Genomic DNA, 15,023 nt, shown 5'->3' with positions numbered 1-15,023 from the left:
CATTTTCTCATGCCCGCGCATCCGGCGCGACGTGGTGCGGTATCGGCGCCGGCGGCGACTCGGCCAGGGGTCGCGTCGGCAGCGCCACGGTGAAGCACGAGCCCTGGCCCGGCTGGCTCTCCACGCCGATGTCGCCGCCGTGGGCGCGCACGATCTCGCGCGTGATGTAGAGCCCCAGGCCGAGGCCGGCGGCGTGCTTGCGGCTGTCGTCGGTGCGCTCGAACTGCTCGAAGATGCGCGCCTGGTCCTGCGGCGCGATGCCGATGCCGCGATCGCGCACGGTCATGCGGGCGCGATCCGCGCCCAGGCCCGTCACCTCGATCGCCACGGGCCGGCCGCCCCCATAACGCAGGGCGTTGGTCAGGAGATTGGTGAGCACCTGCTCGATGCGGAACTCGTCCCAGACGCCGGGCACCTCGGCGGGCGCGTGCAGGTCGAGCGTCGAGCCGACCGCCTCGCCCTGGTTGGCCAGGCTCTCGACCACGCGGCGCGCCATCGCGGCCAGGTCGAAGGGCTTGGGCCGGATCGACAGCGCGCCCTGGCGCAGCCGCGTGACGTCGAGCATGTCGTCGATCAGGCGCACCATGTTCTGGATCTGGCGCTGGTCGCGCTCGATCATGGCCGGCAGGTTCTCGGGCGCGAAGGGCGCGAGGTTGCCGCGCGCGAGGTGCATCTTGCGCACCTGCGTCTCCAGGTAGAGCGTGTTGAGCGGGGTGCGCAGTTCGTGCGAGACCATCGACATGAAGTCGTCGCGCATGCGCACGGCGCGCTGGAGTTCGGCCTGGGTCGCCTGCAGCTGCTGCACCAGCGCGTCCTGCTCGCGGTGGGAGGCGGCCAGCGCCTCCATCTCGTGGCGCAGCGCCTTGCGGTGGCGGTGCAGGTCGACGAAGACGCTGACCTTGCTGCGCACCACCTGCGCATCGAGCGGCTTCTGCAGGAAGTCCACCGCGCCGCTCTCGTAGCCGCGGAACGCATAGTTGAGCTCGCGCCCGGCGGCGCTGACGAAGATGATCGGGATGTGGCGCGTGCGCTCGGTGCTGCGCATCATCTCGGCCAGCTCGAAGCCGTTCATGACGGGCATCTGCACGTCGAGGATGGCGATCGCGAACTCGTGGTCGAGCATCAGCGCCAGCGCGTCGTCGGCGGAGGTGGCCTGGAAGACGCGGCGTTCCGGGCCGCGCACGAGCGCTTCGAGCGCGAGCAGGTTGTCGGGCAGGTCGTCGACGATCAGCAGTTTGCTCTCGACATCAATCGGCATGAAATGGGTCCAGTTGCACGAGCAGATCGCGCAGGCCGCGAAGCGGCAGCACGGCATCCGGCGCGTGGCGGCCGAGGGCCGCACGGGGCATGGTATCGACCTCGGCATCCGCGGGGTCTTGCACGGCGGTGAAGCCGCCGGCCTGGTGGATGCGCAGCAGGCCTTCGGCGCCATCCTGGTTGGCGCCGGTCAGCAGGAAGCCCGCGAGCGCGCCGCCATAGGCATCGGCGGCGGATTCCATCAGCACGTCGATCGACGGGCGCGACCACAGCACCGGCGGCTCGCAGCTCAGCGAGAAGAAACGTTCGCGCTCGATCGACAGGTGATAGCTCGACGGCGCGAAATACACCGTGGCGGGCTCGACCGGCGCCTTGTCGGCGGCCTCGAGCACCCGCACGTCCAGGCGCTGGGCGAACACCCGCGCCAGCAGGCTCTCGCGATGCTCGGGCAGGTGCACCACCACCACCACCGGCAGCCGCCACGAGGCCGGCAGGCCACCCAGCAGCGTCAGCAAGGCCTCGACGCCGCCGGCCGAGGCGCCGATGACCACCGCTTCGACGCGCCGGCGCGCCAGTGCGGCGCGCGGCGGCAGCCTGGGGACCACCGCGTCGGTCATGACGCCTTGCGGTAGATGCGCTCGGCCCGCGCGAGCGGGTCGAAGCGGGCGGCATAGCCGGAGAAGTCGATGCTCTCCTTGGAACCCAGGCCGAGGAAGCCGCGGTGGCACAGCGATTCGTGGAACAGCCCCAGCGCCCGGTCCTGCAGCGTGCGGTTGAAATAGATCAGCACGTTGCGGCACGACACCAGCTGCGTCTCGGCGAACACGCTGTCGGTGGCCAGGCTGTGGTCGGCGAAGATCACGTCGGCGCACAGCGAGGGGTCGAAGCGGGCCGCGTCGTAGGCGGCGGTGTAGTAGTCGGAGAACGCCCGCCGTCCGCCCGACTGCTGGTAGTTGGTGGTGTAGCCGCGCACCGCCTCCAGCGGGAAGATGCCCTGGCGCGCCTTCTCCAGCGAGACCGGATTGATGTCGGTGGCGTAGATCTGCGCGCGCTGCAGCAGGCCTTCCTCGCGCAGCATGATGGCCATGGAGTAGGCCTCCTCGCCGGTGCTGCAGCCGGCGATCCAGATCTTGATCGACGGATAGGTCTCCAGCACCGGCAGCACCTGCCGGCGCAGCGCCAGGAAGTAGGCCGGATCGCGGAACATCTCGCTGACCGGGATGGTCAGGAACTGCAGCAGCTGCGCGAACACCGCCGGGTCGCGCAGCACGCGGTCCTGCAGCTCGGAGATGCTGGCGAGGCCGAACTGGGTCAGCGCGTGCGCCACGCGCCGCTTCTGGGAGGCGCCGGTGTAGTCGCGGAAGTCGTAGCTGTAGCGCAGGTAGATCGCCTCCATCAGCAGCCGCAGCTCGATCTCGCCGGCCGACGGGGGGGTCGCGGGTCGCGTCACAGGCGCTCCAGGCGCGGCATCCAGACGCGCATCAGCGAGAACAGGCGGTCGAGATCGACCGGCTTGGCGAGGTAGTCGCTGGCGCCGGCGGCCAGGCACTGCTCCTGGTCGTCCTTCATCGCCTTGGCGGTGATCGTGATCACCGGCAGCTTGGCGAAGCGCGGGTCCTGGCGCAGGCGGCGCGTGGCCTCCAGGCCGTCCATCTCCGGCATCATGACGTCCATCAGCACCAGGTCGATGTCGGCCACGCGGTCGAGTTTCTCCAGCGCCTCGCGGCCGTTGCGGCCGATCTCCACGATGGCGCCGCGCTGCTCCAGGGCGCTGGTGAGCGCGAAGATGTTGCGCACGTCGTCGTCCACCAGCAGCACGCGCCGGCCCTCGAAGACGCGATCGCGCCCGCGCGCGGTGCGCAGCATGGTGCGCCGCTCGCTGGTCATGTCGGCTTCCACCTTGTGCAGGAACAGCGTCACCTCGTCGAGCAGGCGCTCCGGCGAGCGCGCGCCCTTGATGATGATGGAGCGCGAATAGCGCATCAGCTCGGCCTCCTCGTCGCGCGTGAGGTTGCGCCCGGTGTAGACGATCACCGGCGGGAAGGAACAGATGTCCTCGCTCGACATGCGCTTGAGCAGGTCGCTGCCCTGCATGTCGGGCAGGCGCAGGTCGGTGATCATGACGTCGAAGACGCGCTCGTGCAGCAGCGCCATGGCTTCCTCGCCCGATTCGACGGCCGTGATGGCGACGTCGTCGTCGCCGATCAGCCGCGTCACGGCCTCGCGCTGGAGGGCGTCGTCCTCGACCAGCAGGACCGACTTGAGCTTCTGCGTCAGCTTCTCCTCGAACTTGTCGAACACCTGGCGCAGCTGCTCGCGCGAGGCCGGCTTCATGGCGTAGCCGATCGCGCCCATGTGCAGCGCGGTCTCGACGTGGTCGGTGCCGGAGATCACGTGGACCGGGATGTGGCGCGTGCGCGGCTCGTCCTTCAGGCGCTGCAGCACGCTCAGGCCGGGCGCGTCGGGCAGGCGCATGTCGAGCAGGACGGCATCGGGCAGGAACTGCACGGCCAGGTCGAAGCCGTCGTGCGCGCCGTGCGCCACCAGGCAGCGGTAGCCGAGCTCGTGCGCGAGGTCGTAGAGGATGTGGGCGAACTGCGGCTCGTCCTCGATCACCAGCACGCGCCGGCCGTCGGTGCGCGTCGACAGCCGGTCGTCGGCGAAGGGCAGGGCGGGGGCCGCCGTCCCCCGCGCCGGGGCCGCGTCGCCGGCATCCGCGGGCGGCGGCATCGCGGACGCGCTCGCCGGGGCGGCGCGCGGCGGGAGCGAGGGCGCCGGGCGCGCCAGGGCGCCGGCGTTCGCGACGCCATAGGCCACCGGCATCGCGACCGGGGCGGCGCCGCCCGCCGCCGGTGCCGCAGCCGCCGCCTGCGGCGCGGCGGCCGGCAGGCTCAGCGTGAAGGTGCTGCCCGCGCCGGGCGCGCTGCGCACGCCGAGCGTGCCGCCGAGCAGCCGCGTGAGGTCGCGCGAGATCGACAGGCCCAGGCCGGTGCCGCCATAGCGCCGGCTGGTCGTGCCATCGGCCTGGCGGAAGGCCTCGAAGATGATCTCCTGCTGGTCGGGCGCGATGCCGATGCCCGAGTCGGTGATGGCGAAGGCCGCGCCACCCCCGGGCAGGCCCGAGACCTGCAGCGTGACCGATCCGCTCTCCGTGAACTTGATCGCGTTGGCCAGCAGGTTCTTCAAGATCTGCTCGACCCGGTGGCGGTCGGTCAGCAGCGTGGCCGGCGCGTCCGGCGCCATCTCGACCCGGAAGTCCAGCTGCTTCTGGTTGGCCAGCGGCGTGAAGGTCATCGACAGGCCGTCCGCCAGCGTCGCCAGCGGCATCGTCTCGGTGACGATGTCGAGCTTGCCGGACTCGACCTTGGCGATGTCGAGGATGTCGTTGATGAGCTCCAGCAGGTCGTTGCCCGACGAATGGATCGACTGCGCGAAGCGCACCTGCTCGGGCGTCAGGTTGCCCTGCGGGTTGTCGACCAGCAGCTTCGACAGGATGAGCGCGCTGTTGAGCGGCGTGCGCAACTCGTGCGACATGTTGGCCAGGAACTCCGACTTGTAGCGGCTCGCGCGCTGCAGTTCGCGCGCGCGGTCCTCCAGGTCGGCCTGCACGCGGCGCAGGGCGGCGTTGCGCAGGTCGAGTGCCTCGGTGCGCTCGGCCAGCTGGTCGTTGGTCTGCTCCAGTTCGGCCTGCTGGTTCTCCAGCGTCGCCTGCGATTCGCGCAGGGCGCGCGACTGCTCCTCCAGTTCCTCGTTGGAGGTGCGCAGCTCCTCCTGCTGGACCTGCAGTTCCTCGTTGAGCTGCTGGGTCTCGGCCAGCACTTCCTGGAGCTGCTCGCGGTAGCGCGCGGCGGCGATGGCGTTGGCGATGTCGTCGGCCACCAGTTCCAGCAATTGCGTCGCGCGCTCGTCGGGCGTCGCCAGCAGACCCAGCTCGACGACGCCGTTGACATGCCCGTCGGCCGCCACCGGCAGCAGCACCAGCGCCGCCGGCGTCATGCTGCCCAGGCCGGAATTGACCTTGAGGTAGTCGGCCGAGAGCGGCTCGGCGCGCATCAGCCGCCCGCCCGTGGCCGCCTGCCCGACCAGGCCCTGGTTGGCGCCGAGGCGCTGGGACGCGGCTTCGGCCTCGCGCGAGAAGCCATAGCTCGCGACGCGGTCCAGGTTGCCCGTGTGGTCCCGCACATACACCGCGCCGACCGTGCTGTCGATGTGCCGGGCGAAGAAGTCGAGCACCTGCGCGCCGACGTCGCGCAGCCCCAGCTCGCCCACCAGGCGGCCGGCGAGTTCGGTCTGGCGGCTGCGCACCCAGGCCTGTTCGGCCAGCTGGTTCGCCGCCGCCTCCTGGCGGGCCAGCGTCCGGCCATAGTCCTGCGACAGCTGCAGCAGCTGGCGCCTGCCGAAATACGCCAGCAGGCCGGTGGCCGTCAGCGTGAACAGCAGGAACAGGCCGATGACCGCGATGCTGGTGTTGTTGGCCTGCTGGTTGCGCTCGAAGCGCAGCGACTGCTCGACCCGCATGACGTCGGCATAGTCGGTGCGCATGGCGTCGGTCAGGCGCTTGCCCTGGCCGCGGCGCATGGCGCTGAGGTAGTCGCCGCCGCTGCGGCGCAGGGCGATGACCTCGCTGGCGTACTGGTTCCAGGCCGCCTGCAGCGTCGCGATGCGGTCGATGCGCTCGGCCTGCGCGGGGTTGTCCTTGACCAGCTCGCGCACCATGGCCAGGCTCTTGGCGATCTGCGGCTGGGCGCTGTCGTAGGGCGACAGGAAGCTCTCCTCGCCGGTGATGACATAGCCGCGCATGCCGGTCTCCAGGTCCACGCTCAGGCGCTGCGCCTCGCTCACGTTGTGCGTGACGCGATCGGTGTGCTCGACCCAGCCGATGACCGACAGCAGGTAGACGATCAGCGAGACGAACAGCACCGCGCCGAACAGGCCGCCCAACAGCGGCAGCTTGACATTGCGCGACAGCAGACGTTCGAAGGCGCGCGGATCGATGACGGGGTCGGTCTTGTTCATGGATGCATGGCGCGTGACGGCAAAAACTGCCGAGTCTGCCAGGGAGCGAACGCGTGGGCCTGTCGGAAGAGAACGCGAGGTGCGCCACGGCGCCACGGAGCGGCACCGGCCCCGCGCCGCCGGACGCGGGGGGAGGGGGCCGAGGCGCTCAGATCGGCGCCCGGGACAGGAACTCCTCGATCAGCCGGGCGACCCGCAGGGGCTGGTCGTGGTGCAGCATGTGGCCGGCATCCGCCACCACCTCGATGCGCGCATCGGGGACCGAGGCCAGGCGCGCGCGGTATTCGGCGCGCGTGTAGCGGCCCTTCCAGCGCGCGAAGCTGTCGTCGGCCGCCTCCACGGCCAGCACCGGCGCGGCGATGCACGCATACAGCGCGACGGCCTCGTCGGCGCGATAGATGTGGGCATTGACCACCTTGTGGGCGGCATCGCCCAGGATGGCCCAGCGCGCGCCATCGCCCGTCCCGTCGCTGGCGCCGTCGGCGACCGGTGCCGCCCAGTGGCGCGCCAGCCAGCGCGCCTTGTCCGGCGCGATCCGGGGATTGGTCTTCATCAGGCGCCGCGCCACGCCCTCGGGGCCGTCGTAGGTCTGCAGCGCCATCTCGCCGCGATGCAGGCGCTTCTGCTGGTCGATCCAGTCGGCATAGCGCGCGGGCGCCTCGGTCGGCGCCAGGGCCGGCATCCCGAAGCCCTCCAGGTTCACCAGCCGCCGGATGCGGGCCGGGCGCACGCCGGCGTACTGCATCGCCAGATTGCCGCCCATGCTGTGGCCCACCAGGTCGACCGGTGTCGCGCCCGCGTAGTGGTCGAGCAGCCATTCGAGATCGGCCAGGTAGTCGGGCATCCAGTAGCCGTCGACCGGGCCGCCCGGGCTCCCGGGCGTGCGGCCGAAGCCGCGCCAGTCCGGCGCGACGACGAAACGCGACGTCGCCAGCTGGTCCACCACGAACTGCCACGAGGCCGAGACATCCATCCAGCCATGCAGCAGCACCAGCGGCGGCTGGTCGGCCGACGGCTCGCCCCAGAGCCGGACGTGATAGGGGAGGCCGCGCACGGACACGGTCTCGCTGCGGGAGGCATGGCGGGGTTCGTACATGACGCAGATGATAGGAAGATGGCAGGCGGGCCGTTGCGCGTGCGGGCGCGAGGGTTCGGAGCGTGGAGCGTCGAGCGTGGAGCGCGTTAGAGTGTTTCTCCTGTTCCTCTTCCATCGCGGCCGCGCCCGGTCACGGCCGCCACCACCATGCAACGCATCCAACTCGGGCAGAGCGATCTGCACGTCAGTCCCATCTGCCTCGGCACCATGACCTTCGGCGAGCAGGTCGACGAGGCCACCGCCCACGCCATCCTCGACCGCGCGCTCGAGCACGGCATCGACTTCATCGACACCGCCGAGATGTATGCCGTGCCCGCGCGCGAGGCCACCTACGGCGCCACCGAAACCATCATCGGCCGCTGGTTCGCCAGCCGTCCCGATGCGCGGCGCCGGCTCACCCTGGCCACCAAGGTCGCCGGGCCGTCGCGCGGCATGCCGTGGGTGCGCTCCGGCGCGGGCATGACCGCCGCCGACATCGTCGCCTCGTGCGAGGCCAGCCTGCGCCGCCTGCAGACCGATGTCATCGACCTCTACCAGATCCACTGGCCCGAGCGCCACGTGCCGGCCTTCGGCGCGCTCTACTACGACCCGGCCAAGGAGACTTCCGCCACGCCGATCCACGAGCAGCTCGAGGCGCTCGGCGGCCTGGTCAAGGCCGGCAAGGTGCGCCACATCGGCCTGTCCAACGAGACGCCCTATGGCGTGCACGAGTTCGTCCGCCTGGCCGAGCAGCACGGCCTGCCGCGCGTGGCGTCGGTGCAGAACGTGTACTGCCTGATCAGCCGTGCGCTGGAGAACGGGCTGGACGAGACGATGCACCGCCTGGGCGTCTCGCTGCTGGCGTATTCGCCGCTCGGCTTCGGCCTGCTGACGGGCAAGTACGACGCCAGCGGCATCGACGGGCCCGACGCGCCCAGGGGTGCGCGTATCGCCAGCTACGAGTCGGTGCGCAAGCAGCGCTGGGGCCGGCCCGACGCGCTGGCGGCGGCGCGGCGCTACAACCGGCTCGCGCGCGAGCACGGCCTGACGCCGACGCAGCTGGCGCTGGCGTTCTGCTACACCAAGTGGCAGGTGGCCAGCACCATCATCGGGGTGACGTCGGTGGCGCAGCTCGACGAGGACGTGGCCGCGTGGGGCACCTCGCTGTCGGCGGACCTGCTGGCGGAGATCGACCGCATCCGCTGGGAGCTGCGCGACCCGGCCAACTGAGCCCGGCGCCGGCATCGAAGCCGGTGCGCGGGTCGGCCCTCAGCGCTCCGGCTCCAGGCTCTTGAGCCAGCGCCAGAGCGTGGAGCGGCTGACGCCCAGGCGGCGGGCGGCCTCGTGGCGACGGCCGCCCGCCGCCGCCATGGCGGCCTGGACCTGCTCGGCCATGCTGGGCTCGGCGGGGCCGGACGTCGCCGGCGATGATCCGTCGGCGGCCGGCGCGTCGAAGATCTCCGGGCAGATGTGCCGCAGGTCGGCATCGGCATCGGCGGCGTCGCCCGCGTCGGTCTGCAGCAGGGTCACGCCGATGCGCTCGACGATGTTCTCGAGCTCGCGGATGTTGCCGGGCCACGCGTAGCGCTGGAGATCGGGCAGCAGCGGGGCCAGGGCGCGGGCCGCGCTCGCGCCGCAGCGATGGCGCGCGAGGCAGCGCGACAGCAGCACGCCCGCCAGCAATGCGATGTCCTCGTGGCGCTCGCGCAGCGGCGGCACCGGCAGGCGCAGGATGTTGATGCGGTAGTAGAGGTCGCGCCGGAAGCGGCCCTCGTGGATCATCCGGTCCAGCGGCTGGTGGGTGGCGACGATCACGCGCACGTCGACCGGGATCGAGGCGGTGGCGCCCAGGCGGGTGATCTCGCGCTCCTGCAGCACGCGCAGCAGGCGCGACTGCAGGGCCAACGGCATGTCGCCGATCTCGTCGAGGAACAGCGTGCCGGTGTGCGCGGTCTCGAACAGACCGCGCTTGCCGCCGCGGCGCGCGCCGGTGAACGCGCCTTCCTCGTAGCCGAACAGCTCGCTCTCCAGCAGGGTCTCCGGGAAGGCCGCGCAGTTCACCGCCACGAAGGGCTGGCCGGCGCGGTCGCTCTCGTTGTGGATGGCCTGCGCGAACAGTTCCTTGCCGACGCCGCTCTCGCCGGAGATCAGCACGGTGAGGTCGGTGCGCGCGAACCGGCGCGCCGATGCGATGGCCTTCAGGAAGCAGGGGCTCTCGCCCACCATGCTGGTGAAGCTGTGGCGCGCCGTGCTCTGCCGGCGGCGCTGCTGGATGCGCAGGCTGGTGTCGGCCTCGTGGATGACGCGGGCGTCGTACAGCGTGAGCGCGGCGCCGACGATCTCGCCGCGCTCGCGGATCGGCGTGCGATGCATGATCCAGTCGCTCTGGGCGAACTGCCGCACGGCCGCCCGCTCCTGGGTCCCGGTCTCCAAGGTCGACTGCAGCGACAGCTGCGGCTCGATCTCCTCCAGGAACTGGCCCAGCAGATCGGGCTGGCGGCGCTTGAGCAGCCGCTCCATCGGCGGGTTGACGGCGATGATCCGGTGGTCGCCGTCGACGGCCAGCACGGCCTCCTGCAGGTTGCCCAGCACGCTGTTGAGCTGCTCGTAGCGGCCCGCCTCCAGCCGGGTCACGCGCGCGAGCTCGATGGCGTCCTCGAAGCCCCGGCGGATGCTGCTCAGCGAATAGGCCAGGATGCCGTGCAGCCCGGCTTCCTCGGCCAGCTCGACCACCAGGCTCGAACCGACGATGACCCGGAAGCCGCCCTCGCGCAGCTGCTCGAACTTCTGCCGCGCGTCGTCGGGCGTCTGGTAGGCGTACTGCGCGATCTCGATGTTCAGCAGGTCCTTGATCGACTCCAGCTCCGGGATGGTCTCGCCATACATGACCAGGCCCACCCGGTCGGAGGACCGCCGCGCCTTGATCAGCGCCTGCAGGATGTCGAAGCCGGTCAGCTGGATCGTCGCCACCGGGATGGAGACGCCGGCGCGCAGGATGCTGGCGTTCGAGCCGGCGCTGACGATGGCGTCGACCTGGCCCCGGCGCCACCGGTCCTGCGCCACCGCCACCGCGTGGTGGAAGGTGGCGTCGATGACCTCGATCCGCGCGCGGTGCGCGTACTCCGCCATCACCGGCACGGCCAGCTCCCGGATGTGCCGGTAGCTCACGAAGCACAGGCGCGGCAGGATCGGAAGGCGGGGGCGGATGGTCATCGGGAACGGTGGGGGCACGGTCGATCGCCGGGTTCGTGGATGGCGCGTGCGACCGGATTATCGAAGCGATGGTCCGCGCCGGGGCTCGGGCCCATCCCGCAGGGCCGGGTCGCGCCGTGCCGCGTCATTCGAGCCGGATGTCCGCTTCCCTCACGACCCGGCCCCAGCGGGTGTGGTCGGCGGCGATCTGGCGCGCGAATTCCTCCGGGGTGTTGCCCACCGGCTCGAAGCCGCCCTTGAGGTAGCGCTCCCGGATCTCGGGCAGCTGAAGCACGGCGGCGATGTCCTTCTGCAGCCGCTCGACGATGGGCTGGGGCGTCCGGGCCGGGGCCAGTATGCCGTACCAGGAGGTGACGTCGACATCGGGCACGCCGGCTTCCGCCAGGGTCGGGACGTCCGGCAGGATCGCCGCCCGCCGGGCGCCGGTGACGGCGATGGCGGTCAGGCGGCCGTCGCGGATGAAGGGCGCCAGCGTCGGCACCACGGTGATGATCATCGGCAGCTGCCCGCTCGCCACGTCGACGACGGCCTGGCCGCCGCCCTTGTACGGGATGTGCTTGGCCTTCATGCCCGAGCGCAGGGCCAGCAGTTCGCCGGCCAGGTGGGTCGTGGTGCCGGCGCCCGCCGAGCCGAACTCCAGCCCGCCGGGCCGGTGCTTCGAGATCTCGATCAGGTCCTTGACCGTCTTCGCGTTGAGCGACGGATGCACCGCGATCACCAAGGCCGCGTCGTTGAGCTTGGTGACCGGCGCGAAATCGACCGCGGTGTCGAACGGCGCCTTGATCAGGTGGGGCGCGACCACCAGCGAGCCGTCGAAGCCCATCAGGAGCGTGTAGCCGTCCGGCGCGGCGCTGGTGACGACCTGGGCGCCGATGTAGCCCGAGGCGCCGGGCCGGTTCTCGATGATCACCTGCGTGCCCAGGCGCTCGCCCAGCCGCTCGACGATGGAGCGGACCACCGCGTCGCCGCCGCCGCCCGGCGCGAACGGCACCACGATGCGGATCGGCCGGTGGGGGTAGGCGGCGCCCTGCGCCCACGCGGGCGCCGTCGCGCCGAGCAGCGAGGCGGCCAGCGCGGCGCCGAAGGTTCTGCGGTCGGTCATGGGGATGTCTCCGTTTGGGTGGTGGGGAGGTGGGGCGCGGCCCGTGCGCTCAGCGGTCCCAGACCTCGTCGGGGACGGGCAGTCCGGCCAGGTCCTCGGCGGTCAGCGGCCGGTCGGCGACGACGCCATGGCTCTCCAGCATCAGGATCAGCTGCCGGGTGTGCTGCGCCGCGTGCCAGGCCGTGCGCTCCAGCACGTCGTGCATGGTCCGCCGCCCGTAGTAGGTGGGAACGGTGTAGCGCAGCGTGCGGTCGCTCTCCTGCGCCCACCAGGCCAGGATGCGGTCGCGCACCTTCAGGCCCCAGGAGGCGATGTCGGCGGCATCCCAGTCCTGCGGCGGCAGGTCGTTGAAGCCCTCGAACATCAGGTCGATCTGCTGGGCCGCCTGCAGGCCCATCTCGGCGACGCGGAAGACGTGGAAGGCGGTGCTCGCCGGCGTGCGCTTGCGGTTGCGGAACTCCTCCCGGAGGGCGCCGGGCGGGAACTGCCGCACGTAGCGCGCCGCCGCGTCCAGCACCAGTTCGAGCTTGCCGACGAGGGCCTCGGGCGGCAGCGCATCCATCAGCCGGGTCTTGAGGTCGAGGAACTTCACCACGTCGCCGAACGACTGGCAGAGCGTGTACCTGTCGCCCAGGGCGACCACCGGCACGCTGCGCGCGCCCAGGGCACGCAGCTGCGCCATGCCCTCGGGGTCGTTGTGGACGTCGATCGATTCGAAGTCGATGCCCTGCTTGGTCAGGAATTCCTTGGTGCGCAGGCACGACGAGCAGCCGGGCTGCCAGAAGACCTTGATGCGGGCGGGCGCGGACGTGGTCATGCGGTGGGTCCTTTCACGGGGTGTGGAAAGTCAGGTCGTCGAGGCGCCGATGGCCGCCAGGGCCGCTTCCGCGCACTGCATGTCCTGCGAGTAGTGGCCGCCGCTCAGGCCGATGGCGCCGATGACCTGGCCGTTCTCCTTGATCGGGAAACCGCCGCCGAAGATCACGAAGCGCGGCGTGTGCACGATGCCGTGCAGCAGCGGGGCGTCGTCCTTGATGTAGTCGTGCCACAGGTGGGTCGGCAGGCCGGTCGCCGACGAGGTGTAGGCCTTGTCCTGGGCGATCTGCAGCGAGATCAGCGAGGCGCCGTCCATCCGCAGGAAGGCCTTGAGCTGGCCCGACCCGTCGGTCACGGCGATGCTCATGGCGAGCTTCAACGCCGCCGCCTTGGCGGTGGCGCCCTGGATGGCGGCGAGCGCGGTCTGCGCGTCGATGGTCGAAATCTGGATGCTGGACATGGCGGTCGTCGAACCTCGTGGATGGGTGGTGGGTGGGTGGGTGGGTGGGTGGGTGGGTTGATCGGGGCGCGATGCGGCGGCCGTTCAGATCGCGTGGCCGAGCTCGTGCCCGTCGGCCGTCGCGGCCAGCACGTTGCGGGCGGTGCGCGCGTCGCCCACCAGGCGCACGTCGAAGCCGCGGGCACGCAGCGGGGCGGCGAGCGACACATCGGGAACGCGCGGCGTGGAGAACGACAGGAAGGCCGTGTCGGCGATGGTGGCGCGGCGATCGCTGTGGATGTCGCGGTATTCGAGCGCTCCCGACTCGAAGCTCTCGCTCCACACCGGCTCGGACGAGGCGACGACCTCGATCGGCAGGTGCGAGAAGCGGCGCAGGATGCCCTGGCGCGCCACGACCGAGACCTCGCGCGTGATGCCCTCGCGCGGCGTCAGCACCACGGTGCGTTCGAACAGGCGACCCAGCAGCTCGATGCCGGCATAGGTGCCCTCGGTGTGGTCCATGTCGTAGACCACGGCGGTGCCGGGCTGGCGGGCCCGATGGCGTACCAGCTCCCACAGGGCGGCCTGGAAATCGGGCACCAGCCGCAGCTGCGCGATGTCGGGCGGGATCCACTGCGGGACGTACATCTCGGCGCCCGTCGCCAGCACCACGATGTCGGGGGCCCAGGCGGCGACGGCGTCGGCATCGGCCTCGGCGCCCAGCACGAAGCGCACGCCCCACTTCTGGGCCTGCACGAACTGGTAGTCGTACACGCTGGTGATGGTCTCCCCGCCGGGCAGCCGCGCGCGCAGGCGCGCCTTGCCGCCGACCTCCGACGCGCGACCCAGCACGATGACCTCGTGGCCGCGCCCCGCCGCCACCCAGGCGGCCTCCAGCCCCGCGACGCCGGTGCCCACCACGACCACGCGCCGCGGATGGGCCGTGCGCCGGGGCCGGAAATCGACCTCGTGCTCCATCGCCACCCTCGGGTTGTTGATGCAGGCCAGGGGCAGGTTGTGCGTGATGATGGTGTCCCAGCACGTGTTGCAGGAGACGCAGTAGCGGATGTCGTTGGTGCGCCCCGCGACCGCCTTGGGCAGCCAGGCCGGATCGGCCAGCAGGGTGCGTCCCAGGCCGATGAGCTCGGCCTCGCCGCGCTGCAGGATGCCTTCGGCCTCGGCCGGATCGGTGATGCGGCCGAGCGCCATCAAGGGCACGCCGTTGACCGACGACTTGAGTTCGCGCAGCAGGTCAAGGTAGGGGACGGCCGGACCGAAGCGGTCGGGCACGTGCATCTCGAGCGACTTCGCATGCGCGCCCTGGGCGAAGCAGACATAGCTGGCCTCCTTCGATCGCGTCAGCAGTCCGGCGACGATGGCCGCCTCCGCCGGGCCGATGCTGCCCGGCACGCCATCGTCGCCCGGCAGCTTCAGGCCGATGATGAAGTCGGCTCCGCAGAGCGCGCGGATCGCGCCGACCAGCTCCGCCACGAAGCGCACGCGGTTCTCCCAGCTGCCGCCATAGTCGTCCTCCCGGATGTTGGCCCAGGGCGAGAAGAACTGGTGGAACAGGTGCCCGTGGGCGCAGGACAGCTCGACGCCGCTGAAGCCGCAGTGCCGCAGCCGCTGCGACGACAGCGCGAACTCCTCGATCAGGCCCCGGATCTCGCCCGGCTCGAGCGCATGCGGCATCGACCAACTGAGGTCGTCGGGCAGGCGCGACGGACCGATGGCCGTGAACGTGCGGCCGACCTCGTGGCGTGCCCGGCCGCCATCCTGGATCTGCCCCAGCAGGCGGCAGTCGTGGCTCTCGACGGCATCGGCCCAGCGCTTGAAGTCGTCCAGCTGGGTGTCGTCGTAGATGCGGGGGCGGCTCCACGCGGTCTGCCGCCGGGCCATGGAGATCGGCTCGGTGACGATGAGCGCCGCGCCGCCCTCGGCCCGGTTGGCGTAGTAGCGCACGAGGCGCTCGGTCGTCCGTCCGTCCTTGGCCATGTAGGTGCTCATGGAGGTGTGGGCCACGCGGTTGCGCAGGCGCCGGCCCGAGAGGGTGAGGGGCGCCAGCAGGGCCGACGTCGGGGTCGCTTCCATGGATGGGGTTCCGC

11 protein-coding genes are annotated in these 15,023 nt (G+C 71.3%); 1 reads left to right on the top strand and 10 read right to left on the bottom strand.

What is annotated here, in order from left to right; genetic code table 11:
* Positions 1-7: 7 nt before the first annotated feature.
* From AC1MLT_RS07400 to AC1MLT_RS07380, 5 genes are all read right to left on the bottom strand, one after another.
* Positions 8-1,258, bottom strand: a complete 1,251-nt coding sequence (locus AC1MLT_RS07400) for a hybrid sensor histidine kinase/response regulator (RefSeq protein ID WP_481034735.1) — start codon at positions 1,256-1,258, stop codon at positions 8-10.
* Entirely contained in the window at positions 1,248-1,874 is a 627-nt protein-coding gene (locus AC1MLT_RS07395) for a chemotaxis protein CheB (RefSeq protein WP_481034733.1), read from the bottom strand. Before AC1MLT_RS07395 ends, AC1MLT_RS07400 begins: the two co-directional genes overlap by 11 nt.
* Positions 1,871-2,707, bottom strand: a complete 837-nt coding sequence (locus tag AC1MLT_RS07390; RefSeq protein WP_481034732.1) for a CheR family methyltransferase — start codon at positions 2,705-2,707, stop codon at positions 1,871-1,873. The genes AC1MLT_RS07395 and AC1MLT_RS07390 overlap by 4 nt, the downstream gene beginning before the upstream one ends.
* On the bottom strand, positions 2,704-6,273 hold the full coding sequence (locus AC1MLT_RS07385) for a response regulator (protein ID WP_481034730.1): 3,570 nt from the start codon (positions 6,271-6,273) through the stop codon (positions 2,704-2,706). Before AC1MLT_RS07385 ends, AC1MLT_RS07390 begins: the two co-directional genes overlap by 4 nt.
* A gap of 148 nt (positions 6,274-6,421) precedes the next feature.
* Positions 6,422-7,369, bottom strand: a complete 948-nt coding sequence (locus AC1MLT_RS07380; protein ID WP_481034729.1) for an alpha/beta fold hydrolase — start codon at positions 7,367-7,369, stop codon at positions 6,422-6,424.
* A 147-nt stretch (positions 7,370-7,516) separates the two neighbouring features.
* On the opposite strand from AC1MLT_RS07380, the gene AC1MLT_RS07375 reads away from it, so the two are divergent.
* Positions 7,517-8,578: an aldo/keto reductase gene (locus AC1MLT_RS07375; protein WP_481034727.1), complete on the top strand. Its 1,062-nt coding sequence runs from the start codon at positions 7,517-7,519 to the stop codon at positions 8,576-8,578.
* A 39-nt stretch (positions 8,579-8,617) separates the two neighbouring features.
* On the opposite strand, the gene prpR is transcribed toward AC1MLT_RS07375, so the two are convergent.
* The 5 genes from prpR to AC1MLT_RS07350 all read right to left on the bottom strand — a co-directional run bounded on the left by prpR (position 8,618) and on the right by AC1MLT_RS07350 (position 15,009).
* Entirely contained in the window at positions 8,618-10,561 is a 1,944-nt protein-coding gene (gene prpR / locus AC1MLT_RS07370) for a propionate catabolism operon regulatory protein PrpR (protein WP_481034726.1), read from the bottom strand.
* 124 nt (positions 10,562-10,685) lie between these two features.
* Positions 10,686-11,663 carry a Bug family tripartite tricarboxylate transporter substrate binding protein gene (locus AC1MLT_RS07365; protein ID WP_481034725.1) on the bottom strand — a complete coding sequence of 326 codons (978 nt, stop codon included), beginning with the start codon at positions 11,661-11,663 and terminating at the stop codon, positions 10,686-10,688.
* 49 nt (positions 11,664-11,712) lie between these two features.
* Positions 11,713-12,480: a glutaredoxin domain-containing protein gene (locus AC1MLT_RS07360; protein WP_481034724.1), complete on the bottom strand. Its 768-nt coding sequence runs from the start codon at positions 12,478-12,480 to the stop codon at positions 11,713-11,715.
* A 30-nt stretch (positions 12,481-12,510) separates the two neighbouring features.
* Positions 12,511-12,939: a GlcG/HbpS family heme-binding protein gene (locus AC1MLT_RS07355; RefSeq protein WP_481034723.1), complete on the bottom strand. Its 429-nt coding sequence runs from the start codon at positions 12,937-12,939 to the stop codon at positions 12,511-12,513.
* A gap of 84 nt (positions 12,940-13,023) precedes the next feature.
* A complete protein-coding gene (locus AC1MLT_RS07350) occupies positions 13,024-15,009 on the bottom strand; it encodes an oxidoreductase (RefSeq protein WP_481034721.1) in 1,986 nt (661 codons plus the stop codon).
* Positions 15,010-15,023 lie beyond the last annotated feature (14 nt).

The sequence above is a fragment of the Variovorax sp. PEI5 genome (assembly GCF_056679935.1).
This window is presented reverse-complemented; position numbering and strand designations above follow the sequence as displayed.